Genomic DNA, 26,371 nt, shown 5'->3' with positions numbered 1-26,371 from the left:
TCTTACCCTCTCAATTGCTTGCCCTCGTAAATATGTACACCCGGATCGCTTGAAAGATTAGCCGCGCGAATCATCGCAGCGGCGACTTGATCCGCCTGTATCGACCGATACTTGCGCAACGAGCCTAGCAGGAACGGATTCAATCCTTTCATGAGAACGCCCATGAACTTTTCTCCCCTTCCATACTCCGCTCGGTCTCCCAGAAGCAACGATGGACGGAACAGGTGGAGCTTAGGAATGCCTAGCGCACTTAAGTCCCGTTCAACCTCTCCTTTGACCCGGCTATAGAAAATCGAAGAAGCGGCGGAAGCGCCGATCGCGGATACCAATAAGCACTGCTTGGCGCGGGAAGCAGCGGCCTGCTTGCCAAGCGCTAACGGATAATCGTAATCCACGCGGCGGAACGCCTCTTGCGAGCCCGCTTTCCTAATGGTCGTGCCCAGAGCGCAGAACCAATCGTCCGCCTGTAAAGACGGAGCCACGGTGGGCAGCGAATCCAGCGATATCGCTACGGCATCCAGTTTGGGATGGCTAACCGGCAAAGCTTTCCTGGTTAACGCAATCACTCTCTCGTACCTCGAGTCCTCTAGCAAGCGGCGTAGCAAACATGATCCAATGAGTCCGGTAGAGCCGGCAACGATTGCGGTTTTAGATGGAGCAGCCATGCTTCATCCCATCCCTCTTTCTGTTCAATATATTGATGCTTCGTTCTCTATTGTATCAGCTGGCGCACGCTTTTCCCAACGATGAAGCAAGTCGGCAAGCTCCGCCCAAGTCACCTTCCGATCGGGATGGGGAGCTGGAACGGGCAACAACCGACGACTGTGGAGCCACTTCATACTTTCGTTGCTCAAGGAGGACCAGTCCACGTTCCCCGTCATCTTCTCCCTCTGGGTCATGCGTCTCGGATCGTCCTGCTCCTGCGGATGATCGTTCATCGCCGCACCGCTTCCTCTACACTCCAGCATATTACGCCATATGGCTACGATATCTTGTCCGTAACGATGATTGCCCGAGGCCGACCATTTGCCGTTCAAGTCTTCCCAGCAAGCCACCGTTCCTCGCCAGCCCGCTCGTTCGATCCGTTCGATCTGGCGCCTGGCGGCATCCGATTGTTGAGGAACAGGAAGTCCCATCGCAAACGAATAGAGAATCTGCATATGCGCTTCAATGGACTCCTCTTCCATCCACTGCGCTAGTAGTCGGGGCGACCAGGAGGGTCCCGAAATCTCTTCCGTCCACCCCCTTGTTTCATGCACCATCTGGCAGAAGGCGACGTCTCCCCTCACCCCGTACCGTTCGCCTGTGCGTAAGTACATATCGGCAAGCTCGGGTGCTTGCGGATTGCGCCGTCTTAAGTAAGCATTCATAAGCTCGGCGGAGCAGCATGCCCTTCCGAGTAGAGAAAGTTTGCCGGAGGGCTCCAGCTCCGGGTGCTTGCGAAACGCCGACCCGACCGTTTCCATTTAAACAGCCCCTTTTCCTTGCAGTGGTTACCAAGTCTGTCCCATCTCTTCTCTCTACTCTATTCAACTTTTCCTTCGGATTGACCTTATTTACCAACCTGATACAATTAAATGGAGTTGTACCCACGACAAAACAAAAAATGTGCATAACTCTGTGGACAACCAGGTAGTTATCCACAAATTCATGCACAGCATGTTAACAACGAATACACGTTCGCTGGTAAGGAGTAGCAATTATGACAATTCAACAAGACGAACGGTGGATGCAAGAAGCCATCCGTCAAGCACGTATAGCTGAATCATTAGGCGAAGTGCCTATCGGCGCAGTAATCGTTCGCGACGACCAGATCGTTGGAGCTGGATATAACCTGCGGGAAAGGGACCGCGATCCGACCGCACATGCCGAGATGATCGCTATCCGGCAAGCCAGCGAAGCTCTGCAAGCTTGGCGGTTGCTAGGCTGTACGTTATACGTAACGCTTGAGCCTTGTCCAATGTGCGCGGGCGCGATCCTGCAATCGCGTGTAGAACGCGTAGTCTATGGCGCTTCGGATCCGAAGGCGGGCTGCGTCGGTACTTTGATGGATCTGTTGCAGGATTCCCGCTTCAACCATGTGTCGCCATGGACGTCAGGAGTGCTTCACCAAGAATGCTCCGCCTTGCTTACCGATTTCTTCCGGAGATTGCGAAGCCGTTAAGACGGAAATGTCGCACAGGTTCGCCGTTTTCCGATTCTCGGCTTCCTCCTTGCGCAGACGTTGTAATTGAACGATAAGACGATCCGCTTCCTCACTAACCGCCACGATTTCGGGATCGGTCAGATTGCCCAGGTCGTTAGCCATTTCACACAGACGACGTTGTAGCAATTGGAGGCGTCTTATCAATTGTGAAGTCTCCAAGTGAGTCATCTGACCGCTCCTTCTTTTTCTTAAATTTCGTCATACAACGCTAGGAAAATCGAACTACTCACATTATAGGACAAAATTATCCAGTTTTATGTAGAACCGTGTCGATGGATAGCTTTCATTTTTAATTTTTTTTCCGACAAATCTAGGTCTTAAGAATCGGTTCTAAAGGCTTACTTTTGATCATTTCATCTTGGTTTGCAGGAGGGAATCCGAATCTTGAGTACAAGTATATTATTGGTCGAAGATGACGAATCGTTGCATCGGGGAATTCAATTTACGCTTCAACAAGAAGGCTTCCAAGTCTATAGCGCCCATGACCTGACTGGGGCGAAGGCTATTTTACGCGATAACGACGTCCACCTTATCCTGCTTGACGTACAGCTCCCCGACGGGAACGGATTCGACTTCTGCACGGAGATTCGCGAGCAACGGGATACCCCGATTATCTTCCTGACGGCTAGCGACCAAGAATTCGACATTGTCCGCGGGCTCGACCTCGGAGGCGACGATTATATTACGAAACCGTTTCGGCTGCGGGAGTTCTTATCGAGGGTTCATGCCGTGCTAAGACGGCGCGTCCCCGCCAATCCTACGGAACCTAGCAAGAATCTGCTTGTTGCCGGAGAACTGAGCCTCAACGTAGAAGAGATGCGTCTGGAGAAAAGAGGGCAAGAGATTCCGTTAAGCATCACTGAATTTAGGTTGCTCGCCTTGTTCATGACTCATCCGCGTTCGGTATTATCCAAGGATCAAATCATTCTTCAAGTATGGCCGGACGGAGCCGAAGTCCTCGATGATAACACCGTTGCGGTCAATATTCGCAGATTAAGGGAGAAGATCGAAGAAGAACCGCAAAATCCGCAATTCATAGTGACCGTACGAGGAGCCGGATATCGATGGAACGGGTAGAAGAGAATAAACGGGAGATCGCCAGGTTTTGGCGCAATCCATCCGTTCGCAGACTAACCGTCTATCTTGCTCTTCTCACGTTCGCGGTGGTCATTATTATCTCGCTCTACAGCTCTTACTCCGCCGATAAGCTTAAGAGGGAGTGGCTGGACAAGGAAGCCGCTATGCTCGGAAGTCTCGCCCAAGAACATCCCGAGTTGGCCGCGGAATGGCTGGAGCAACTATCCCGGAGTACTGCTCCCGAACCGGATGACATAGCGGAAGGCATGCGCGTCATGGAACGGCACGGCATGACCGTCGCCGCCCTTGAGTCGGACTGGCTGGATATTATCGGAGATTACCGCAACCGAACTTTAGGATTCCTCATCAGCTTCTCCGTTGCGCTTATCGCCCTGCTCGCCTGGCTAGCGCTTCGGGAACTCCGTCGACAGTTAAAGGAAATCCGCAATCTCGCGATCTCTATGGAGGACACAGTAAAGCACAATCGCCCCATGGCGTATCGCGTATACGACGAAGGAGAGTTGGGGCTGCTCGCTTCCAGCGCCCAAGAGATGACGACCCGTCTAAGGGAAACGATCGAACAACTCCACCGGGACAAAACGTTCCTCAAGGACACGGTTGCGGACATTTCTCATCAGCTCAAGACTCCACTCGCTTCCTTAATGATCTACATAGATTTATTGCAGACGGGACAAGTGGATTCCGATCATGCCGCCGAGTTCTTGCGAACGTGCAAACGCGAGCTCGATCGAATGGAGTGGCTAACCCTTACGTTGCTCAAGCTGGCCCGCTTGGAGGCGGATGCCCTGAAGCTGGAGCTTAAGGATTCTTCTCTTGCGAATACCGTCCAAAATGCCGTACGATCGGTTGCGACATTGGCGGCGAATAAACGGGTTACGATCGATGTGGAGCAATCCGGGAGCGAACCCGTAGTCCCCCACGATTCCCATTGGTTGGCGGAAGCTCTTGCGAACTTGCTGAAGAATGCCGTGGAACATAGCCCCGTCGGCAGTACGGTCGCGATCGGATGGGAGAATACGCCCGTATTCGTTCGCGTGCAAGTGAAGGATCAAGGCCGCGGGATCGAGCCTCGGCACTTGCCTCATATTTTCAAGAAATTTTATCGCAGCTCTTCCGAGGGCAGCGGCGTCGGACTGGGATTGCCTTTAGCCAAATCCATCGTCGAGAAGCACGGAGGCGTCTTATCGGCCGCCGCCAATCCGGATGGGGGTACGATATTCCGTCTATCGCTGCCTCACCATCCGTTTTCGGACCAACCGGGCGAGCTTACAGAACTGTAATCGTACGCCCCTCTCGCCTGTAAGGTTGCCGCGATATACTGGGTTCGTTGAGACAGAGAACGGCCGGAGCGCAAGGCCGCTCAAGATACCCACAATCGGAGGTAGTATGCCATATGAACGTCATAAGCGTTGACGGATTAAGCAAATCTTACGGAACGGGCACGAACCAGGTTAAGGCATTGAACGACGTTTCCTTTGAGATCCCGCAGGGACAATTCGTCGCGGTCGTCGGAGCCAGCGGTTCGGGGAAGAGCACCCTGCTTCATATGCTCGGCGGACTTGATAAACCTAGCGGAGGCTATGTCCACATCGACGGAGAAAATCTGTACGGCCTCAAGGAGAAGGAGCGCGCGGTTTTCCGGCGGCGGAAGATCGGCTTTATTTTTCAATCGTACAACCTTATTCCCGTCCTGAACGTGGAGGAGAATATTCAGCTCCCTCTGCTGCTTGATCACCGGCAGCCCGACAAAGCCTATATCAACAACCTGATTCACACGCTTGGGCTGCACGAACGACGCAAACATCTCCCCTCCGAACTATCCGGAGGACAACAGCAAAGGGTGGCGATCGGACGCGCCCTTGCTTACCGCCCCGCGATCGTGCTCGCAGACGAGCCGACCGGCAATCTGGATAGCGTGAACGGGCGGGAAGTCATCGATTTGCTTAAGCTGGCCGTCCAGCAATATCATCAGACGGTTGTCGTGATTACCCATGATATGAACGTGGCTGCGGAAGCCGATCGCGTCCTCAACCTGCAAGACGGCAAGCTCATCAGCGATACGAGCAGCCACGGGAGGGGCGTATGAGAAGCTACGTCGCATTAGCCGGACGGTATTTGAAGCATCAACGCCGGAAATCCATTCTGACCGTTATCGGCATTATTTTGTCCGTCGCGCTGATCAGTTCGCTCGGGACAATGGCGCAAGCGGTCAAGGACAACCTGATCCTGAACACCAAATATACCGACGGTTCCTTTTATTTCGGTTATAGCAAGCCGACTCCGGAGTTATACGATACGCTCAGGAACAACGTGCTTATCGATCAATTAGGCGTCTACAGGAAAGGAACAGCTACCCCTCTGAAGAGTTCTTCTACTGTAGAGGTCGGAAGCTTGGACAAGAACGGCTTCGAGCTGCTTCCCGTCCATCTCCATCAAGGGCGATTGCCCGCAGCGGCCGATGAAGCCGTCGTGGAAACCTGGATTCTGGAAAATCTTCCGGGCGCGCCTAAGCTTAACGGAACGACGGAGCTCAACGGACCGGACGGGAAGCCCCGCACCTATCGGATTGTCGGCTTGCTGAACAATGAGAAGAGCAGCCAACTCAGCGGACAATCCCGAGCCTATACGCTCGAGTCGGCTTCGAACATCGCTATCGATTCCAATGCATTATTGGTTCTCACGCTAAGGAACGGCGTAGACGTGACCGATCAGCTCGATGATTTCACTAAGCTTAACGATAGCTTGTTTACGAATACGGAGCTCTTGTCGCTTATGGGCGAAGCGCCCGACAACAATCTGAACCAGTCGTTGGCGATCATCTTCGGCACCTTGATCGGCCTAGTCGTGCTGTCTACCGTCGCCGTTATTTATAATGCCTTCCATATCGCCGTGCTGGAGAGGATCCGGCAGTTCGGGCTTCTGCGCACGTTGGGCGCGTCCCCCGGACAAATTCGCAATCTCGTCTTTCGCGAAGCGACGGTAATCGCCGCGGTTGGCGTACCGATAGGTTTGATCGTCGGTTGGTTCGGGCTTGCGTTGGTGCTATGGCTCATGACTCAAGGCGGCCTGAAAATTTTGACGATGGAACAATTCCATATTACGTTCCATTGGTGGATCATGGGCGGAAGCTTGATCGTCGGATTTTTAGCCGTATATTTAGCGGCCTGGCTGCCTGCCCGCAAAGCCTCAAGCGTCTCCCCGGTTGAAGCGGCGAAGGGAGCCGGCAGCATCGTGCGGGAATCGTACAGACGCGCCAAAATCCCGTCTCTGCTAAGTCTAATGGGAGTCGAAGGCCGAATGGCCTCCAACAATATCCGGCGGAACCGCACGAAATTCCGGATTACGACCTTCTCTATCATCATTAGTATCGTGTTGTTTATCGTTTTTCACTATTTTACCCAGCAAGCGCTGAATATGACGACTACGACGAACGAGGATGACCGGATTGCTTTCCAGTTCAATCGGATCCAGGGATCCGTTGTCCCGCAGACCGGCGATTTTCTGTCGGACGACGAACTTCGGGAGCTCGCGCAAGTCCCCGGAGTGGAAGGCGTATACGGAAAGTACCACGAGCTGATCGCGCAAACTTTGGTTAGCGACCGGGAGTTTAACCCCGATATTTCTAAGCGAACGGATATGAATTACGAGCTAACAGAATGGAAAGGGGAAACGAACAAAACCGTCTCGACTCGCATTGAGTTGTATGACGGCGCAAGACTGGAAGAAGCGAAGAGTTATTTGGAGTCGGGGACGATCGATCCCGCTAAGCTTGCAAACGGAGACGGCGTTCTTCTCATTCAGACGATCAAGCCCTATAACCGCAGCGGCAAAAAGGCGATCATGCCGCTCACCCGTTACAAGATCGGGGATAAGATGAAGCTGTGGCTCAATTCCAAACAAGGGTCGGAAGAGAAGATCGTCCGCGAGGTTACGGTGGCGGGGGTCTTGAATCAGTCGCCATTCGATTCGCCTTATCAAGGCAATATGTTGACGGTCATCGTCGGCAAACCGGCTTTCGCGAGCTTGCTCGAAGCCGCTCCCGGACAATATCCTCCATCCAAATATCAGGCATCGAGATTCGGAATCGAAATCGCGCTTAAGGACCGGGCCGATCCGGAGCCGGTTCGCATGAAGCTCCAGCAAATGAAGCGCGATATTCCCGATTCGAGTCTGGTCGATATTGCGGAGCAGCAAAGCATGACCCGCAATTTCAACGTTCAGATGCAAATCTTCGTCTACGGCTTCATACTCATTATCGGAGTGATCGGCAGCTTGAATATTATCAACACCGTTCAGACGAACCTGCTGCTAAGGCGCAAGGAAATCGGACTGCTGCAAGCGGTGGGCATGACGATGGGGCAAATCCGCAAGATGGCTTCCGCCGAAGGCATGTGGTTCGGGGTCATCGGCAGCTTCTGGGGCATCCTGCTCGGCGTCGGGTTATGCTATCTGCTCTTCAAACAGATGTCCAGCGTTCAAGGATTCCCGTTCGAATTCCCGTGGGGAGGCGCCTTAATCGCGAGCGGTGTCGCGTTGCTAGTCGGATTGCTGTCCGTTCAAGGTCCGCTTCGGAGAATGGAAAAGGCGAATTTGCTGGAGGAGTTACGCGAGGAAGCTTAGCTATACTTAAACAAATAGGGTGATCCCGGGAGCCTGCTGCGGCTTGGTCCGGGATCACCCTTTATTATGGTTACTGCTTGGATTTAGCCGGACCGCAAGAATCGCGAACGATAAGCTCGGTCGGCACGATCGTTTCCGGCGGCGCGAGCTCGGCGTCGTTAATGAGCTCGTCCAGCATCTCGATCGATTTCCTGCCGATCGTAATCCGATCCTGACGGACCGTCGTTAGGGCCGGTCTTACGTAACTCGCCAATTCGATGTCATCGAAGCCGACGACGGAAATATCCCCCGGCACCGATAACCCCGCTTCGGTTATCGCCTCCATTGCGCCAATCGCGCTCATATCCGAGCAACAGACGACCGCGGTCGGCGGATCGGACAGCGCAAGAAGCTCCTTCATCCCGCGGTATCCCGCTTCTCGCGTATAATCCCCTTCCGCGACATAATCGCCGCGATAAGGAAGACCCGCTTCCGCCAAGCCGGCACGATAGCCTTCCAGACGGAATCGATTCGCATAAGACTCCTTATTGCCGGATATAAAAGAAATACGACGATGCTGCAGTCCGACCAAATATTGCATGACGCGCTGCACCGCTTCTTCGTTATCCGAGCTGATGAACCCGGCGCGATTTTCCCTTACATCAAGATCTATGAATAACGTAGGAATGCCCGACTCCACTAACTCGTCGAAATTCATATCCTCATGCTGAAAGCCGAACACGACGACCCTTCGACGTTACGGCTCTGGCAGTGCCGGACGAAGCTATACTCTTTGTTCCACGATAACTGCGCCAGATAGATGAGATCGTACCCTTTGGACTTAAGCGCTTGCTCCATCCCGGTTAAGATTTGCGTGAAGAACGGATGCGCCAGCCCCGCCGTCAAGAAGATCCCGATCGTCATCGAGCGGCGTCCGACTAGCGAGCGAGCAGCGGAATTCGGACGAAACTGCATCTCCTTCACGAATTGCAGCACTTTTTCTTTGGTCTTCTCATTAACCGTCGTATAGCCGTTCAACACTTTGGATACGGTCGCAACCGATACCCCCGCCGCTTTGGCTACATCCCTAATATTAGTTGCCACGACATATCCACCCCGCTTGTCCTCGACAAAAACACACTTTGATGTTACCATAATGTTTCTCCGAGTTCTATTGTTTGCTCTAAGCTTTATGTTATAATGGTAACCATTGTGGCTCCGTAGCTCAGTGGATAGAGCGACGGTTTCCTAAACCGCAGGTCGGAGGTTCGAGTCCTCTCGGGGCCGCCAGTTTTATTAAAATGATAAAGAACCGCGCCGATGCGCGGTTCTTTTTATGCTTTTTGTCCATAAACGTATTGCCCGTCTACCATCGTCCACCTTACCGATCCGTTCCCTTGCAATTGCACCAAGTCGGCTTTCATCCCCTCGGCTATCGATCCTCTTATCGAATCGAGCCGTAGAAGCTTGGCCGGATTAACCGATGCCATTCGAGATGCATCCGCCATGGATACATCGTGCTTGTCGACCATCCGTCGGAAGGCTTCATCCAGGGTCAACAAGCTGCCCGCCAACGTGCCGTCATGAATTCTCGCTTCTCCGTTCAGGACCGTGACTTGGAATCCATCGAATCCGTATTCTCCGTCACCGATACAAGCCGCGCGCATCGCGTCGGTTATCAAGAGAAGCTTATCGGCTCCTTTGTTAGCCAATGCCAAATCCACGATTCCAGGATGGAGGTGAATGCCGTCTACGATTAAATCCGCAGTTAAGGCAGGATGCTGCAACGTATAGGCAATTAATCCGGGCTCCCGATGATGGAGCGGACGCATTGCGTTAAATAAATGCGTAACGTGCGATACTCCCCGTGCGGTCGCCGTCTCCATGTCCGCCCAAGTGGCGTCGCTATGGCCGGCGGATACGACGATTCCCCGATTCACGGCTTCCCGGATCAGCTCTTCCGCACCTTCCAATTCCGGAGCGAGAGTAATCATTCGAATAGCGCCTTCCGCTCGTTCGCACCATTGGATGAATTGAGCCTTATCCGGCAAACGAACGAAATCTTCGCGATGCGCCCCCCGAAGCTTAGGATTAAGGAACGGACCCTCTAGATGTATGCCGACGACTTGCGCGCCGGATTTGCCATTTCGATCGGATTTCATATATTCCACAACCGCGTCGATTGCGCGATCCGTATTCCTCGTCGATTGCGTAACTGTAGTAGCTAACCACGCCGTCGTACCTTTGGCTCCATGCGTAGCCGATATTTGATCCAAAGCCTCGGGAGTGGCATCCATGACATCGGCCCCGCCGCCTCCATGGACATGAACGTCGATAAATCCGGGAACGATAACGCCTTCGGCTTCCCATTCTGCCTGTTCCGAAACGATATTGAATTCGCAGCCGACGATCTTGCCTTCCGCGATGGACAAGATTCCTTTCTTCACCTGACCATCCGGAGTCAAGAAATGTCCTTTCACTTCGCTCTTCATCTTGTTCGATCCTTTCGGTGAAGATTCCTCTTCGTTGCAAGCCTTAAAGAAAGGCCAATTTTACGGCACCTAATAAGCCCGCTTTCTCCAACAACTTTGCTGCCGCTATAGGGACATCCCGGGTCGAGGGAGATCCGTATCGTTGAATCGCGTTGCGTATGGAAGGCATCATCCGGTCAAGCTGCGACGAAACCCCGCCCCCGATTAACACAAGCTCCGGGTCGAATACGCTCGCCAGATTGGCAACCGCTCCGCCGATGCAATATCCGATTTGATGAACCAGTTCCATCGCTTCCGCGTCTCCGGCGGAGGCCTTGTCGAACAATTCCCTGCTGCTCATGGGCGTGGACAGCATGGAAGCGCGCCGGTTAATCCCCGTACCGGAAACCATTCTCTCCATCCACCCTTGCTCCGGATCTCCCGCATCGTTCATGTCCATCGTAAGCCAGCCCATGGAACCCGCCGTTCCGTGCAAACCCCTCAGAACTTTGCCATCCACCATGATACCGCCGCCGATCCCGGTGCCAAGCGTAAACATAAGCACGTGTTGGCATCTTTGAGCCGCTCCCAGCCACTGTTCGCCGTAAAGCGCCAATTGTCCATCGTTTTGCAAGCGGGCAGGGATTGCCCATCGCTCGTCGGCATACGCTCCCAAATCCAAACCGTTTAACTCGGGAAGATTGGGTACCCAATTTACGATTTGCTCCGATACCTTCCCGGGAAACCCGATCCCGATTCCGCAAGGAGTACCTAATCCTCTCTTAAAAGCCAACTCCGTAAATCTTCCGACTACGTCATCCAACTGACTGAGCAAGCCGCTGCGCGTTTTTGCCGTATCGAATTTAATCACTTCTACGATGTCGCCCCGCTCCGTCGCGAGCGCGGCCAATATTTTCGTTCCGCCGATATCGATCCCAATACCCGATCTGCACAGTTCCATGATTATCCCTTCATTCCCGTCATCGTAATTCCTTTGATGAAATAACGTTGCAGCAGAACGAACACGAGCAGCGAAGGTACGACGATAATCGTCGATCCGGTCATCATCATGTTCATGTTAGCTTGCGAGCTATATGCGTTCCGCAACATGTTGATTCCAAGCGGCAGAGTATTCATTCCTTCGTCGCTGACGACGACCAACGGCCACAAGAAACTGTCCCATTGGTAGACGAAAGAGAAAATGGCCAGTGCCGCAAGCGCCTGCTTCTGCAAAGGGAGGATCATTTTCCAATACACTCTCCACTCGGAAGCCCCGTCGATTCGAGCAGCCTGTATCATTTCATCCGGTATGCCGGAAGTAAATTGCCGCATTAGGAAAATACCGAAAGCCGTCACGATATTCGGCACGATTAAGCCCGCGTAGGAATTAATCCATCCGAATTCTTTGATAATAAAAAATAGCGGAATGAATAGAACGAAGAACGGAATCATCATCGTAGACAGGATAAGCATGAACATGACTTCTCTGCCCTTAAACCGGTATTTCGCAAGAGCGAAACCCGCCATCGAGCTCGTAAGAAGCACGCCTATGACGATGAGAACGGTTACAATTAAGCTATTGGCATACATATTCCCAAGCGGAATAACCGACCAGATATCTTTGTAGTTGTGCCATTGGGGATGACTAGGAAACCATGTGATCGGTACGGTAATGATCTCCTCCGCCGATTTAATGGAGGAAAGAAGCATCCAAACAAACGGAAATGCCATAAAACTGCCGAAAATGGCTAAGGGAATACAGATCAGGGTTTGCTTAAGCGCCGGTTTCATGCGATTCCCTCCTATTCTTCCTGCTGCCGCATCATTTTGAACTGAACGAACGAGAAGGCGATAACGAGAACGAACATAATAACGGACATCGAAGCTGCTTTACCCATGTTCAAGAAGTCGAATGCCGTCTGGTAAATATACAGCCCGAGCACGTTGCTTGAATCCATCGGGCCCCCGTTGGTCATAACGTAAAACTGGGTAAAAGCCTGGAAAGCGTTAATCGCCACCATGACTAATACGAAAACCGAAGTCGGTTTAAGCAGCGGAATCGTAATAGAGAGCAATCTTCTCCATGCACCCGCTCCGTCGATCTTCGCCGCCTCGTAATAGTCCTCGGAGATCCCTTGCAAGCCGGCCAAATAAATAATGGCATGGTATCCGATCCCTTGCCACAAGGATACGATGACGACCGAAACAAGCGACAGCTTCGTACTCATGATCCAGCCTTGAGGCGCCAGACCGAATGCTTTAAGCAGTTCGTTCAGCGGACCGTACGTCGGATCGAAAATATATTGCCATACGAGCGACATCGCCACCGCCGAGGTAATGACGGGAAGAAAGAAGAGCAATCGCCAAAACCAGGCCATGACTTTGACCTCGTTCAATAAGTAAGCAATTCCGAGCGCTAGTAAAGGCATAAAAATCAAATTGGCCAGAACGAACAAAAACGTATTGGTCAGAGCTTTAAGAAACCGCCCATCGCTCATCAGAATCTTGTAGTTGTCCCATCCCGAGAATGGCGCGTCTAGTGCAGGGCCGAGCAAGTCCCATTGATGAAAGCTCAAATAGATCGTTGCGATTAACGGGAAGAGAAAGAAAATAGCTAAGAACAGCAAGGTCGGACCGAGAAACAGGAACACGGCCGTTCCGCTCGTTTCCTTGAGCTTCTTCCGGGGTTTTCTAGGTTTGTCTATCGTCAGTTCCACTTTATCCCCTCCGTGCATTAAAAGATCAAGCGTACGGAATGTATTTGACTCCATCCGTACGCTTGGTCACCTTATCTTCCCAGAATATCGTTGATTTCCGAGACAGCGCCTTTGGCCGCATCGGAAGGGCTTGAAGCTCCGAATACGACGCCTTCGATTTTCTTTTGCAGCGCGGTCGTGATTTCGGATGCCCCTTTCACGATCGGGAAAGGTTTCGCTTTCTGCAGAAGCTCGACGTACGTCTTCATGAAATCGTCCCCAAGCTCCGCTTTATGCGCCTCTTGATCGCTAGTCCGGCTAGGGATAATGCCTTGGGTGAGCAACCAATCGCCTTGAATGGAGGACTGGCCTTCCGCTGCCGGGGAGTTCACCCATTGCAGGAACTTCCAAGCTTCTTCTTGGTTTTTGCTGTGGGAGCTCACGGAATATAGCCAGGAGTAGAACACGGATACCGAATCGGAACCCGACGGACCGACAGGAATCGGAGCCGTCCCTACATTCTGGTACTTATCTCCCATAGTCGATTGAAGGCTGCTCTTCCACCAGTTCGCCATGATGATCATTGCCGTTTTTTCAAGTTCGAAGTTGTTCATATAAGCGCCGGTTGTGCTTGCGTTAGCAGGGCTCATTTCCCGGTTCGTCGACTTGTCGTCGATCAGCTTCTTGTACAATTCGAAAGTTTGCAAAGCTTGCGGGTTATCCAGTTCGGTTGCTTTGCCGTCGGCCGCGATAAAATTGCCTCCGTTGGAATTAAGCAACGTCAGGAACGGATGAACCGTTCCCGAATCCCAGCCCGTAATGACGCCGAATCCTTGCTGCACGACTTGGCCGTTCTCGGTTTTCGTCAACCGTTTGGCATAATCAAGCAGCTCGTCCCACGTTTTCGGCGGGGCCGTAATGCCAGCTTCGGCGAACAGGCGTTTGTTGTAGTTCAACGCATAAGTCGTCAATTCCGTAGGGTAGCCGTAGATCGATCCGCCGCTGCTAACCGAATCTTGGATGTTTTTCCCATAACCCGCTTGAATATCGGCAAGGAAAGCGCCGGCAGCAGGCGCGATGGATTTGCTGTTAGTCAATTCGGGCAACCAAGCGCTATAAATATGATAGATGTCCGCGCCTTCTCCGGAGATATTAGATACGGTAATCTTTTTGAGCAGTTCTCCGAACGGAACGTTCTGCAACTCGATTTTGACGTTCGGATTCACATTCTCATACGCCTTAACCTTATCTAAATAGGCTTGGGAGTTAGCCGCATCCCAGTGGGTAAGTATCTTTAAGGTAGTCGTTTTTCCGGAAGCATTGGATGGTGAAGATGAATCGCTACTCGTTGGCGAAGCGTTATTGTTATTCGAAGCAGATGAGCAACCCGTTAGAACCACAGCGAACGCAAGTATCGATAATAATGATTTCTTCAATGGAGACTCCCCTTCCGCGGATTAGAACTAAGTTCTGGAATTCGTTTCCTTGACTCTGGCACGGAATTCAAGATTGACCTCGTCATTGTGCGTTTTAGAAATCCCTTGTACATTCGGGGATGCGAACGGCTTAACGTAATAGCCCTGACTGGATAGAATCGCAGCCGTTTCCGCAACCAACGATTGGATAAGCAAGATAACCGACACGGTGGAGGTTCCGCCTACATTGCCGACAACTCCTTCGATCGGAACGACGGCGTCTTCGGGAGATACGCAGTTATCGATAACGAGATCGGCAACGTCTCCGATTTTCTGACCCGTAGAATGCGTTGCGGCACGATTGTTATGATTCTCCATGCTCGTTACCGCAATAACGAACAGACCATCGCGTTTAGCCGCTTGCGCGACTTCAACCGGAGCCGCATTCTGACCGCCATGCGAAAACACGATGCATACGTCTTGGGCGTTCCATTGGTTATGACGAAGGAACATATCGGCGTAGCCTTCTTGACGCTCGAGCCAGATGAGTTCCTCGGCACCGCCGAATCCGCTGACCGTCGTCCACATTAAACGAGGATCCATAATCGGATACCAACCCACATATCCGCCGTAACGAGGGAAACAATCCATAGTCGGAATTACGGAGTGGCCGCTTCCGAACATCCGCACCCAGTTCCCGCTTTTAATCGCTTCCGCGCATTTCTCCGCCGCTTTTTTAATCGTTTCCTGTTGACCGTTCAAACGTCCGAGCAAGCTTTGAATTTCGTTAAAGTAAGTTAAGGATGACATGATTGTATTCCTCCTGATGTTGGTTTTTGTTCTGTTAATCTCTCATAGTTGCGAACTCAAATGCTTAATTTTACCGAGAGCACGTACCTGTCTCCGCGAAGGACCGACTCGGTGTACTCGAACTTCCGTTTGTTCTTCAAGGTTGAAACCCTTACGCTGAACAGAGCCGGAAATTCCGGAGTAACGTTCAGCATTCGCGCCTCTTCTTCCTTGCGAAGCACCATGACCCGATAATGCTCTTCCGCCTCGGACATTTCTACCTTATAAACGTCTCGTAACAGATCGTACAGGGAATTGTTGCCCAATCCCTTTTTATCCAGGTCGGGAAATATCTTTTCCGGCAAATACGCATTCTGTATAGCCATCGGTTCCTCGTCCGCATAACGAATTCTTTTGATTTTCCAAGTCTGATCCCCCTCGGAAAGTTCAAGGTTCTGCATGATTTTCTCGCTAGGAACGACAAGCTCGATGCTGACCAGTTCGGTGCGGGTTTGATACCCTCGGCTGACCATGTCTTCCGTAAAGCTGATTAAAGTCGTTAATCGATGCTCTACGCTCTTCTTCTCGGCTACGAATGTTCCTTTACCTTGAATCCGGTATAGAGTACCTTCCTGCACCATTCGTTGAATGGCATTCGTAATCGTTATTCGACTGACCCCGAGATCTTTGGCCAGAATCATCTCGGAAGGAATCTGCTCCCCCGTCTTATAACGACCCGACTCAATCATTTCCGTTAAATAGTCAATGATTTGCGCATACAAAGGCATATAACTGGAATGATTGATCTTCGACAACTTTGCCACCTCCCGATTAGACATGTTGATATATCAACATGTCCATACTACCACACACAAAAAATTAATGTAAGCCCTTTTTTTCCGATTTTCTCTAAATAGGCTTGATGACATGGTTTCCTAAACCGCTGGTCGGAGGTTCGAGCCCTCTCGGGGCCGGCGGTTCTACTAAAATGGCAAAGAACCGCGCGGATGCGCGGTTCTTATGATTTCGTGCCTGATAGATCGGCTGCGATCATAGCGACAGCCGTTCTAGTTGTTTCCTCATCTCAATCGTCCACCTGGACGATATGTTCCAGATCGGTATTCCCTACAATGCTTTCCTCGCTGGTTTCACCGCCTGAACCGCCAAAATACGATCGACGACGAGCGTACGGAATCCGCGCTTCTGTACGTCGTATACGCGTGCTTTGCCGTCCCGGACGGCAAACAAGTTCACGCGGCGCTGCGAGAATTTGCCGCTCGTGTCCACGTAAATAAGATCGACTTTATGACCGATGCACCGCTCAATACCAAGCCTCTGAGTTCCACCATGCATACAAAAACCCCTCCGATATAGGAACGTTTGTTCTTATTTTAACAGGAACAAGCGTTCTTATTCAAGGGGTAATAACAAAATATAGCAAGCTTCGGCCATCGGTTAAGCGTCGCTAGCAAAGACCATCTTCTTATTGAACAGGAGCAAGAGAATACCCGCTAAAGTCAGTGCAACAAATATCATAAGGAACGCGCTCTGCGTTACCACTAACTGCAACAGGGTTTGAAAGAAGATTACCACCATGAACCCCAAGGACCATTTCAACGCCCAAGTTTCCACTCTTAACAGATTGATTCCCAGAATGATCGCAAACGAGGATAATACAAGGCTGCTCATGATCGTAAAAGTAATCGAGTTAAACAGCAGGATGATGCTGCTAAGACCAACGACGCTGCCCCAAACCAACATGCAGACCGATGCGGCAATGAGCGTTCCCGTAAGCTTTATTTCCGCTAACTCTCTTTTCTTTGTCTCGTTCGGCGCATATCCTCCAATGATGATCACGGCTATAAAGTTTCCAATAATCCCGCATACGAACCACAACAAAGGATTTTTTCCTCGGTTGCTAGCCATCACCGCGCAGAAAATGGCCATTATCGTAGCCGGAAATAAATATTCCCAAATCGTTTGCATAATACCCTCCAGCCTTTAGTCTGTAATCGTCCATGAAAGACTCATATCGATCAGAGTTAAATATGCCTATAATGCGCTGTATTCCCTTCACTGGTCGGTTTCCCTTTCGAGCCTATTCCACTTAGTTCGACATCGACCCAAAGTTTCCCTTTTATGAAAAAGGAACATGAACAACAAAAACCCGGGGGAACGCGCGATAGCGTTCGTCTCCCGGGCCTCTGCCCATTCCAAGTTCTAGCTTCTATCTCTAATGCTTACTTCACGGTATCCTCTACGGTCTTAACGAACGATTCGCTGCCATCCCGATTGCGGATCGCCTTATGGGAGTGGGAAGCCTCTTCGACTTGCCCGAAAGCCCAATGGCTCTTCGATACGTCAGGGAAGGTCGGCTCGACGTTAACGAGAGGTCCTCTAAACAGCATTTTGTTAATTAAAGTAACGGCTTCGGAACGAATAATCGAGTTGCCCGGCTTAAAGCTGCCGTCTTGATATCCTTTGACCATGCCGTTGCGGTACAAGGCTTCGATCGCGGCCGCCGACCAACGCCCTTTAACATCGGCGAAATGGGCATTTATCGGGTTCGAGCCGTCCAGCTTAAGGAATCGGGCCATGACGACCGCAAGCTCTTCCCGCGTAATCGGCGCGTTCGGACGGAAAGTTCCGTCATTGAAGCCCGTGAAAATGCCGTTGTCGGTTACGATGCGAATATATCCGCTAGCCCAATGCTTGGAAGGAACGTCCGAGTATTGAGCCTTCTCGGTCGTATGTCCGCCATTGGTCAATCGAGCGATAATCGCTGCGAGCTCGGCACGGGACAATGTATTTTTCGTTTTAAATTCGCCGTCCGGATGGCCCAAAATATAACGGATATGCTCGACGACCCCGTAACGGTTGGAGAACATCATCAGCTTCATGGAAGCTTTCGCGCTATCTGGATTAGCCAGCTCGCCATCCTTGTTATAGCCTTGGACCTTGACGTCGACGATTTTCTCCGCGCTGCCGGCCGCCGGGAACTTCAGCTTGACCGGATAGGAGCCCTTCTGGCCGATCGCGAGATCTTTGACCTGCCACGTAATCGTATTGCCGGATACTTTGCCTCCGCCGGCGTCTACGACTTCCGCGCCATCCGGAATCGTCACTTTGATTTCTCCGGATTCCAGAATAGCGGTGCCGTCGTTGAGGTAATCCACGGTGATCGTGGCTATGCTCTTCTCTTCGACGACGTTGCTGCTCGTTGTCAGATTGACCGCCAGATTCGGTTTACCCGTAGTCGGCTGCTCCTTGATAGGCGCCGTAGGCGTGCCTGGAGCGATGCCGCCCCCGCTTCCGCTGCTCGATGCGGCATAGAGGATAACGTCATGCCTTACGATAGCCGTTCCTACGGAAATTTTGTTGCTTGTGTATACAGGGAAGCCGTTAGACTCGACTACGATTTTATAATCCGTATTCGGGTAGACCATATAGGCGTAATTCCCTGATGCATCCGTGTATTGCGTCGGGCTGGCGTTGTCGTTGGGAGCGAATCCGGCTATCGGCGGCAAATATACCGGCAAACCCGTATCCCAATAATACAACGTGACTTTGGAACCCGGAATCGGAGCGTTGCCGTTCGAGCCGTTCATGACGGTTCCGTACGGATCGACCAAATCCTGAACGATATTCAGTTCTCCCGACTCCGTGATTCGGATCACCGGATATTTGACCTTCGTCGCATCGGACGGATCCGGTTTGCCGTTGATCAATATCTCTTTAAACACGCCTGTCGGACCATTCTTATCGTACACTTCCATCTTGTACCAAACTTCGAGCTGATAATTCTCGTTAGGCAGAACATTATTAGCCGTGAATACGCCCGTTCCGGTTCCCTGCAACAGGAACTCGTCGTTGCCGGCCGAAGGATTCGGCAAATAATGGCCGGAGGAATCTTTTAGCTTAACGACGAGGTTGCTCACCGTGCTATTCCCGAACCACTTGGTCGGCGCGCCTCCCGGCAATTGCAAGCCGATCAGGCCGCTGACGGTTTGCGTCGACGGGAAATTCTGGCTGCCCGCTCCGCTTACGGCGCCTACGTTAACGGTTTGCGTGAACGTAACGGGAACAGTAGATCCGCCAGCCTGCGGCGGGATCGTAACTTCGATCCGATACTGTTTACCGCCCTCCGGCACCGTGAACAGATAGCTGCCGTCGCCGCCCGTCGTTACGGTCTCCGTCCATAGCGTATCCGGATCCGTAATCTTGACCGTCGCTCCCGTTATTTTATTTCCGTCGAATACGACAACTCCGCTTACGGTAGCCGGCCTGAACGTGACCTTAACATCGTCTTCGGCTTGCAGCTTCAGGACGTGATCCCGAACTTTCGCCGTAATCGTGATGTCTACGGAATCGGTTCCGATAATCTTCTCCGAATAATACGGAATTTGGGCTTTACCGGCATTATCCGTTGTCACTTCAATCGTTGTTACGTGTAAATTCGTGTCAGGATCGATGAAGTAACCCGGCTTGCCTGACGGAATGCTGAATACGACTTTCGTGTTGGATACGGGCGATCCATCCTGCTTAGTAATCGTTGCCTTGAGCAAGGATGAAGATAAACCGTCTCCTACAATCGCATCAGGGGTTGCCGACAACTGGAGATTGGCCCTCTCGTAATCGCCGTTCTCTACCGGGAAGAGGGTCAGTTTTCCAAGATCCTTGGTCCCGTCGCTCACAGCACCCGGTATTGTTGGCGTGTAATTAAGCCGTACGTCGGCTTCCGGCGGAATGCCGTTCGGGAACCCGAGTCCCGCCAGAACTCCCGGATCCAAGTTCAGCATCAGCTTGCCCGGAGTTACCGCATCCCAGCCCAACTGATAGACCGCTGCCGTAACGCTTGTCGCCGGGTTCCCAAGATCAGGCGTAATGACAACGTTAAAGTTGCTAGGAATAGCCGACTGCGGATCGAGCAGAGACGCTGGGAACGATAGCTCTACCTTATTGCGCCCGCTGCCATCCTCGATCACAACCGCCCGATTCGGACCAAGTTGATTCTCGACGGGATAATCCAAATTACCGTGGCCTGTCGTCGGACCGAGCGGGCGAAGCACGCTGCCGATCGGATTGCCCGTATCCACGATGCTGTCTCCGTTCGCAGGCACATAAATAAGCTGAATCGTATCGTTATAACCGACTTTATCCTCCAATGTCAGCTTTAACGTATTCGTACCGCTGCCGCTGATGCCGGTAACGTTAATCGGGTTGCTCGTATCGCCGTTCACGACGATCTGCAACTGCGGATCGCCAAGAACGCTTACCGAGCCCGGGAACGTCACGATTACCTCATTGCGGATATCATCGTGTACTTTCGCGGATATCGGCTCGAACACGACTTGATTCGTGATCGGATAATCGCCCGTGGCTACGGTCGTTCCAAGCAAGCGTAATTGCTCGTCATATAGATCGACCAACGGGGAAGAAGTTTGGCCCGGATTATACGCCAACGTTAGAACCGGATTGCCGCCGTTCTCGAACGGAACCTTACCGTCCGGGAGATCCGCGGCTTTCAGCACGAGCACGAACATATCCGGTTGTTGAGCGTTCCAGATCAACTCGTTAACGTTTACCGCCGTTCCGTTCAACACGACCGTGAATGCGTTCGCCGCATCCGCCGCGGGCTCTTTCACGGCCATAGGCAGCTTCACGACGACTTTGTTCCGCGTTTCGTCGTTAACGACGTAAGCATGCGTAGGTTCGATCAGATTAACGACAGGATGAGTGAAGTTATCCAGTTCGTCGCCGCTGCCTGTCGATACGCGTTGGATGCCATCTACGCCGCTTGGCAATTGTGTAGCATCGTAGAGTAACGAAACGACGGCGCCTGCCGGAATTTTACCGCCCCATGCCGGATCCAGTCCGCTTGGATCGATCGCCAGATCCAGCGTATCACTGCCGTTTAAGCTCAGCGCGCTTACGTCTACGATTTCGGCGACTCCCCCATGCTCGATCTTAACCTTGAAAGCCGCTTTAGCATCGGGATCAGGCGTGACGAGCGGGTTCGGGAACTTCACCCGTACCGTATCCCTGTTCTCGTCGTTCACGACAACTTGGCTTTTCGGCGCGAATCGGTTAATGACCTCCACCGGAGCTCCGTTCTCGACCGGAAAATTCTTAAGCGTCGCCTCGCCGGAACGGTCCGTGACAGAACCCGTTAGCGTACTGTCCGGATCATCCGGATCGCCGTCGTAATGCAAGATCGGAACGACGTTCGGCGGGATGATCGTATTCGGCGGAACTTTGGTCGGGTCAAGCTTCAGGAGGAGCCGGAACGGATCATCCACGCCACCCGCTTTTACGTAATCATCGATGACTAATGGCAGCGGATCCTGACCCGGGATTTCCAACCAGAAGCCTCCGGGATTAGCCGGATCGTATTTGACCGGAATATCGAACTCCGCCGTTACCTTGCGGCGGTCGTCGCTCACCTCCGAGCGCGTAACGACGGGAGCTTGCGTGCCGAATAGCACCGGAGCTTCGTCGAACCATCCGCCGCCATGAGGCGCGTTATAGTTATCCAGTTCCCCGCCGATTCGAGCCTTCACGTTCGTGAGGTGCGGAAGCCCAAGATTGAACAAATCGATCGAAGCTTGCCCATTCGCGTCCGTAGGTACGGTAATTTCCCATATTTCTTGGGTCTCGCCGTTACCATGCTGGTAAGTCTTCTTCACCCTGGAATAGATGCTGTTCTGCATCAGAATATCAGGGTCGTCTTTTCTTACTTCCGTTGCGACCGTACGCCCTTGTCCGATGGAAACTTGCTCGATTCCTTTGACCAGATAAAGGGAGAACGTCACCGGATAACCGGAGACCGGGTCATTGCTCTCCGTAGACACCTGCGCGGTTACCGAAGCCTTGGCCTCGTTCACCTTAATGCCGTTATGAGTGTTCCCTTGATAATCGGTTGCGTAGGTGAAGCTCTGTTTGTTCAGGATCTCGATTTTCGTTGGAGCCTGCTCGATATTGGAGCCCCCGTTGTCCGGAGAAATCAGACCGCTGTCATTGTTGAAATACCACTTCCATATATCATGGTTCTGCCAGGCTCCCCCGGTCGACGCCGTAAAGCCGACGAAAGCCTCGTCCTGAGTCAGGACCGAAGACAAGTCCACGTTCGGAATTTCCAGAATCGGATCGAGGATAAACGTACTCGAATCGCTCGTCTTCGTGCTTTGCAGCTTACCTGCAGCGTTAACTGCAGGGAAAGCATCAATCGTTACCGTACTGCTCTGTACTTTCTCGTTCGCTCCCGAAGACATGGCGGGAACGAGATATTTCCCGAGAGCCGCCCCTGTACCCTCTTTGATCATATATACGCGAAGCGTGTCGGTAATGCCGTCGTAGTCGATCCAAGAATGGAATACGCCGTTAGCCAAATCCATGTCGCTCTTCATGAAATTCGCCAAGACGATATTTCGTCTATCCTTGTTGGCTTGCGAATTGGGAGCGAGGTGGGTAACCGATCCATTCAAATCGAATGCGACATGACTGGATTCGCTTCCGCCTGCATTGCCTCCGATTGCCACGGGATCTTCCTTGTCCCCGGAACCGTTCATGTGCGTATCGTATTCTACGCCGATACTTCTGCCAACGCCATCATACCCTAGTCCTCCCCCGGTTGATCCGGCTTCGTTCGAAGCGGTCTGCACGACGAATACGATTCCGTCGGCCCGCTTGCCGCAACAACCGCCGGCCGGCACTTGGTTTCTCATCTGCAGGCTGAAGTAGGTGCTGAAAGAGCGATCCTCGGCAAGAGAGACCCTCCGCTTGTTGAAGGCGGAGCCCCCCGAAGTTCCTACTTCTCCAGCCAACCGCAGTTTAGGCTTGTTGTCGATCGTATCCGTAATCCAACCTAGCGGTACTGAATTTACGTTGCTCGTGTACTGAAGCAGATCCTTCAAAGAATGGTTAGGATCGAACGTATCGTACTTGAACGAGACGTAACTCTTGTCCGGATCTGTAGCCACGCTTGCCGCAGCCGCTTTCTGCGGAGAGGCAAAAGGAAAGCCGGATAGAACTATGAGCATAGACAATGCCGCAATAGCCCATCTTCTGAACTGTTTTTTCATTAATCGATCACCGTCTTTTGATATAAGTAAAAAACATGGTTCGACACCGTTCATCATTATGGCACCAGAACATGTACAACTTCTGAACATAAAAAAAACGCCCGAAGGCGTTAACCGAACACGGTATCGGAAACCCAGTCCTTGAAGTAGTAGAACGCCACTCTGACCAGATTCCAAGCATTGGCCAGCTGCCCCGTCCTCCAGAGGATGAATAGCAGAATCAGCAGCAGGATGAGGCATCCGCACCCCGCGTTGTCCGACTTAAACGCCCCGATTACGAAGATCAACAGTACAATTCCGACTATAATGTATAACATTTCCTCTTCCTCCCGACCACACCTATTCGACATTAAAGGGGGATCCCCCTGCTGATTTGTCGAAATTGATTGCCGACGTCACAACAAAAAGCCAGCCAAGCTCCCCTTGAAAGGAAACTTGGCCGGCATACAGCCACAGCCGTTCTGCTACTCGTTCCTGCCGACTTCTATTCTTGCTGCTGCTTCAAATGGCGATTAAGGAATTTCTCCATCGCCCGGTAGAAATCAAGCTGATTCTCCACGTTGGCGAATCCGTGTCCTTCGTTCGCCTTGAGCATGTACGGCACTTCGACGCCGCGAGCTTGCAGCGCCTTGACGATCTGATCCGATTCCGCCTGGTTAACGCGCGGATCATTAGCCCCCTGCACGACGAACAGAGGAGCTCGGATTTGATCTACATGGAAGATGGGCGAGCTAGCCATGAGCATCTCTTTATCCTTTACGGGATCCCCTACTCGCGCGTAGAACATCGCTCGCTCCGATTCCCAGTAAGGAGGAATCGTCTCCATGAACGTAAGCAGGTTCGATACGCCCACATAATCCACCCCTGCCGCATATAGCTCCGGCGTAAAGGCTAGACCGGCCAACGTTGCGTAACCGCCGTAAGAACCGCCGTAGATCCCTACGCGCTTCGGATCGGCTATGCCTTCTTTAATCAGCCATTGCACGCCGTCGGACAAGTCGTTTTGCATCGCCTTGCCCCACTCTTTGTTGCCGGCCTCCAAGAACTTCTTGCCATAGCCCGTAGAACCGCGGAAGTTAACTTGGAGTACCGCATATCCGCGGCTTGCCAAGAATTGCACCTCCGGGCTGAATCCCCACGAATCCCGGGACCACGGCCCGCCGTGAGGGTTGATAATGACCGGAAGATTCGTCGGGTCAACGCCTTTAGGCAACGTCAAATACCCGTGAATCGTTAATCCGTCCCGACTCTGATAGGAGATGGGCTTCTTCTCCGCCATCCTCTCTTCATCCAGCCATGGAGCGATCTTAGCCAGCACCTTCAACTCGCCGCTCTTGCGATCGTAATTATAGTACGTTCCGTAGCTTCGGTCGCTGCCTGCGAAGATCATCGACTGATCCTCCAGCAGACTCCCGCCTAGCACGCTGATCTGCATGCCCGGAAGCTTGCCCTCCAGCTTCCGGTATTCCTGTTCAAGCTCCTTGTCGAAGAAATATAGCCCTTGCTTATCGGTTTCATAGATCGCGGCAGCGATCGTTTTGTTCTTCTTGTTCGGGATGAATCCGAGCACGTCGGAATCCGTACGCTCGTAGATCGTCTCGACGATCTTATTCGAAGCCAGATCATAACGCACGAGCGCGGACGTATCGCGGCCGATATTCGATAACGCGTACAACTGTTTGTTATCTTCCGTGAACATCAGCGGAGAGAACGACTCATCCAGCTTGGTCGTCAACAAAGGCTTGAAAGGCTGATCCTCCGTTTCCCGATAGAGCAAGCTCGATACGATTCCATCGCTTGAAATGGCGATTCGGATTTTGCTGTCATTGTCCGTCATCCACCCCGTGATATTCCCCGGATTCTCCGCGGCAAGCGTTAGTTCGCCGCTATTCAGATTCAGCCGGTAGGCATCGAAGATTCGCGGATCTCTCTTGTTCAAGCCGATCAGAATCTCATCCGGACGGTCCTTCAGATCGTCGATCAGCATAACCGTGACCTTCGGATACGGAGTCAGATCCTTGTTGTCGGTACCGTCGACGTCTACGCTATAGAGATGGTAGTTCTCGTCGCCCCCCGTATCTTGCGGGTAGATCAGCTTTGTATCGCTAGCCCAGCTGAAATAGTAAATGTCCCTTTCCGTTGCGCTAGTGACCCGAGTAGCTTCCTTCTCTCCGACCTTCTGCACGTAAATATTAATCCGATTATTCCACGGCTTAAGGAACGCTAAGTACTTCCCGTCCGGCGACGCTTGGAAGCCGAATTGCTCCGGAAGACGGAAGAAGTCCTCCAACGGAATGTTTCCCTGCTCCGCCACGTCGAGATTAAGCGCCCGATACAAGGCTTGAGCGAACTCCGCGTGGGTAACCGCATTTTTCGGATTGAATTGATTGCCTTCCAGGATAAAATGCTGCTTCAATCGTTCCGCATCCGCGCGATGGTACTTCGCGATCTTGCCTGCATCCGAATATGTAGCTTGGATGTCATTGTTCTGAAGCTGGAACGCCCTAACGATGAGCGAGGCCATTTGCTCTTGCGTTAACGGAGCGTTCGGCAGGAAATTCCCGCCGGCGCCTCCGACTACGCCCTTTTCTTTCAAAGCGTTAACCGCGATCGTCTCCGGCAGACCCGGCTTCAGATCCTTGAATCCCGTTACGGAATCCGGAGTAGGAAGCTCGAGTACCTTCTGAAGAATAATCGCGGCTTCTCCCCGCGTAATCGGAGTTGTCCGCTGATCCATACCGTCGGTCGTGCCGTTCACGAATCCTAACTCTTGTAGCTTAGCGATGTACTTGTCCTGAATAACCTGAGTCGAAGTTCCCGCGGCCGCGACTGTCCCGGCTTGAACTGTCGGCAGCAACAGCGTCAGTCCGAGAGCCGCAACCAACGCTAACTCAAGCGGCTTCTTAAATCGATTAAGCTTCATTCTTTTCTCCACCTGTCCTTTCAGATATCAAACTCCTAGTAGATACGCACGAACCCTTCGGATGGTTATACAATTTAGGTAATCTTTAGGGAA

Annotated in this window: 22 protein-coding genes and 1 tRNA gene; 6 read left to right on the top strand and 17 right to left on the bottom strand. The window is 52.2% G+C overall.

Features of this window, described 5'->3' with window-relative positions:
* Positions 1 to 2 precede the first annotated feature (2 nt).
* Both FPL14_RS14805 and FPL14_RS14800 read right to left on the bottom strand, forming a co-directional pair.
* Entirely contained in the window at positions 3 to 665 is a 663-nt protein-coding gene (locus FPL14_RS14805; protein ID WP_182303702.1) for a Rossmann-fold NAD(P)-binding domain-containing protein, read from the bottom strand.
* Positions 666 to 689: 24 nt separating this feature from the next.
* Positions 690 to 1,466: a glucosaminidase domain-containing protein gene (locus FPL14_RS14800; RefSeq protein WP_182303701.1), complete on the bottom strand. Its 777-nt coding sequence runs from the start codon at positions 1,464 to 1,466 to the stop codon at positions 690 to 692.
* A gap of 236 nt (positions 1,467 to 1,702) precedes the next feature.
* Between FPL14_RS14800 and tadA the strand changes: the two genes are divergently transcribed.
* Entirely contained in the window at positions 1,703 to 2,164 is a 462-nt protein-coding gene (gene tadA / locus FPL14_RS14795; protein ID WP_182303700.1) for a tRNA adenosine(34) deaminase TadA, read from the top strand.
* Here tadA and FPL14_RS14790 read toward each other — a convergent pair.
* A complete protein-coding gene (locus tag FPL14_RS14790; RefSeq protein WP_229263917.1) occupies positions 2,096 to 2,350 on the bottom strand; it encodes an aspartyl-phosphate phosphatase Spo0E family protein in 255 nt (84 codons plus the stop codon). The genes tadA and FPL14_RS14790 overlap by 69 nt on opposite strands.
* 240 nt (positions 2,351 to 2,590) lie before the next feature.
* On the opposite strand from FPL14_RS14790, the gene FPL14_RS14785 reads away from it, so the two are divergent.
* The 4 genes from FPL14_RS14785 to FPL14_RS14770 all read left to right on the top strand — a co-directional run bounded on the left by FPL14_RS14785 (position 2,591) and on the right by FPL14_RS14770 (position 7,924).
* Positions 2,591 to 3,283 carry a response regulator transcription factor gene (locus tag FPL14_RS14785; protein ID WP_182303698.1) on the top strand — a complete coding sequence of 231 codons (693 nt, stop codon included), beginning with the start codon at positions 2,591 to 2,593 and terminating at the stop codon, positions 3,281 to 3,283.
* The gene (locus FPL14_RS14780; RefSeq protein WP_182303697.1) at positions 3,271 to 4,584 is read left to right on the top strand and encodes a sensor histidine kinase; all 1,314 of its coding nucleotides are present in this window, start codon (positions 3,271 to 3,273) and stop codon (positions 4,582 to 4,584) included. Before FPL14_RS14785 ends, FPL14_RS14780 begins: the two co-directional genes overlap by 13 nt.
* A gap of 113 nt (positions 4,585 to 4,697) precedes the next feature.
* Positions 4,698 to 5,390, top strand: a complete 693-nt coding sequence (locus FPL14_RS14775; protein ID WP_182303696.1) for an ABC transporter ATP-binding protein — start codon at positions 4,698 to 4,700, stop codon at positions 5,388 to 5,390.
* Positions 5,387 to 7,924: an ABC transporter permease gene (locus FPL14_RS14770; protein ID WP_182303695.1), complete on the top strand. Its 2,538-nt coding sequence runs from the start codon at positions 5,387 to 5,389 to the stop codon at positions 7,922 to 7,924. Before FPL14_RS14775 ends, FPL14_RS14770 begins: the two co-directional genes overlap by 4 nt.
* A 70-nt stretch (positions 7,925 to 7,994) precedes the next feature.
* On the opposite strand, the gene FPL14_RS14765 is transcribed toward FPL14_RS14770, so the two are convergent.
* The gene (locus tag FPL14_RS14765; protein WP_182303694.1) at positions 7,995 to 8,645 is read right to left on the bottom strand and encodes a LacI family DNA-binding transcriptional regulator; all 651 of its coding nucleotides are present in this window, start codon (positions 8,643 to 8,645) and stop codon (positions 7,995 to 7,997) included.
* Positions 8,618 to 9,007 (bottom strand): LacI family DNA-binding transcriptional regulator, encoded by a 390-nt coding sequence (locus FPL14_RS14760; RefSeq protein WP_182303693.1) that lies wholly within the window; start codon positions 9,005 to 9,007, stop codon positions 8,618 to 8,620. The genes FPL14_RS14765 and FPL14_RS14760 overlap by 28 nt, the downstream gene beginning before the upstream one ends.
* A 110-nt stretch (positions 9,008 to 9,117) precedes the next feature.
* On the opposite strand from FPL14_RS14760, the gene FPL14_RS14755 reads away from it, so the two are divergent.
* Positions 9,118 to 9,193: transfer RNA gene (locus FPL14_RS14755), tRNA-Arg, on the top strand.
* Positions 9,194 to 9,237: 44 nt separating this feature from the next.
* On the opposite strand, the gene nagA is transcribed toward FPL14_RS14755, so the two are convergent.
* From nagA to FPL14_RS14695, 12 genes are all read right to left on the bottom strand, one after another.
* The gene (nagA, locus tag FPL14_RS14750; RefSeq protein WP_182303692.1) at positions 9,238 to 10,395 is read right to left on the bottom strand and encodes an N-acetylglucosamine-6-phosphate deacetylase; all 1,158 of its coding nucleotides are present in this window, start codon (positions 10,393 to 10,395) and stop codon (positions 9,238 to 9,240) included.
* A gap of 43 nt (positions 10,396 to 10,438) precedes the next feature.
* Positions 10,439 to 11,335, bottom strand: a complete 897-nt coding sequence (locus FPL14_RS14745) for an ROK family protein (protein WP_182303691.1) — start codon at positions 11,333 to 11,335, stop codon at positions 10,439 to 10,441.
* Between the two features lie 2 nt (positions 11,336 to 11,337).
* Positions 11,338 to 12,165: a carbohydrate ABC transporter permease gene (locus FPL14_RS14740; RefSeq protein ID WP_182303690.1), complete on the bottom strand. Its 828-nt coding sequence runs from the start codon at positions 12,163 to 12,165 to the stop codon at positions 11,338 to 11,340.
* An 11-nt stretch (positions 12,166 to 12,176) separates the two neighbouring features.
* The gene (locus FPL14_RS14735) at positions 12,177 to 13,091 is read right to left on the bottom strand and encodes a carbohydrate ABC transporter permease (protein ID WP_182303689.1); all 915 of its coding nucleotides are present in this window, start codon (positions 13,089 to 13,091) and stop codon (positions 12,177 to 12,179) included.
* A 71-nt stretch (positions 13,092 to 13,162) separates the two neighbouring features.
* Positions 13,163 to 14,506, bottom strand: coding sequence for an extracellular solute-binding protein (locus FPL14_RS14730; protein ID WP_182303688.1), 1,344 nt, complete (start codon positions 14,504 to 14,506; stop codon positions 13,163 to 13,165).
* A 27-nt stretch (positions 14,507 to 14,533) separates the two neighbouring features.
* Positions 14,534 to 15,295 carry a sugar isomerase domain-containing protein gene (locus FPL14_RS14725; protein WP_182303687.1) on the bottom strand — a complete coding sequence of 254 codons (762 nt, stop codon included), beginning with the start codon at positions 15,293 to 15,295 and terminating at the stop codon, positions 14,534 to 14,536.
* 56 nt (positions 15,296 to 15,351) lie between these two features.
* Complete coding sequence (locus tag FPL14_RS14720) at positions 15,352 to 16,089, bottom strand: GntR family transcriptional regulator (protein WP_182303686.1); 738 nt, start codon at positions 16,087 to 16,089, stop codon at positions 15,352 to 15,354.
* 310 nt (positions 16,090 to 16,399) lie between these two features.
* Positions 16,400 to 16,627, bottom strand: a complete 228-nt coding sequence (locus tag FPL14_RS14715) for a hypothetical protein (protein ID WP_182303685.1) — start codon at positions 16,625 to 16,627, stop codon at positions 16,400 to 16,402.
* A gap of 102 nt (positions 16,628 to 16,729) precedes the next feature.
* Complete coding sequence (locus tag FPL14_RS14710; RefSeq protein WP_182303684.1) at positions 16,730 to 17,260, bottom strand: hypothetical protein; 531 nt, start codon at positions 17,258 to 17,260, stop codon at positions 16,730 to 16,732.
* A gap of 254 nt (positions 17,261 to 17,514) precedes the next feature.
* Complete coding sequence (locus FPL14_RS14705) at positions 17,515 to 23,355, bottom strand: S-layer homology domain-containing protein (protein ID WP_182303683.1); 5,841 nt, start codon at positions 23,353 to 23,355, stop codon at positions 17,515 to 17,517.
* Between the two features lie 110 nt (positions 23,356 to 23,465).
* Positions 23,466 to 23,672, bottom strand: coding sequence for a hypothetical protein (locus FPL14_RS14700; protein WP_182303682.1), 207 nt, complete (start codon positions 23,670 to 23,672; stop codon positions 23,466 to 23,468).
* Between the two features lie 167 nt (positions 23,673 to 23,839).
* Entirely contained in the window at positions 23,840 to 26,278 is a 2,439-nt protein-coding gene (locus FPL14_RS14695; RefSeq protein ID WP_182303681.1) for a S9 family peptidase, read from the bottom strand.
* Positions 26,279 to 26,371: the final 93 nt, after the last annotated feature.

The sequence above is a fragment of the Cohnella cholangitidis genome (genome assembly GCF_014107495.1).
GTDB classification, from domain to species: Bacteria; Bacillota; Bacilli; order Paenibacillales; family Paenibacillaceae; genus Cohnella; species Cohnella cholangitidis.
This window is presented reverse-complemented; position numbering and strand designations above follow the sequence as displayed.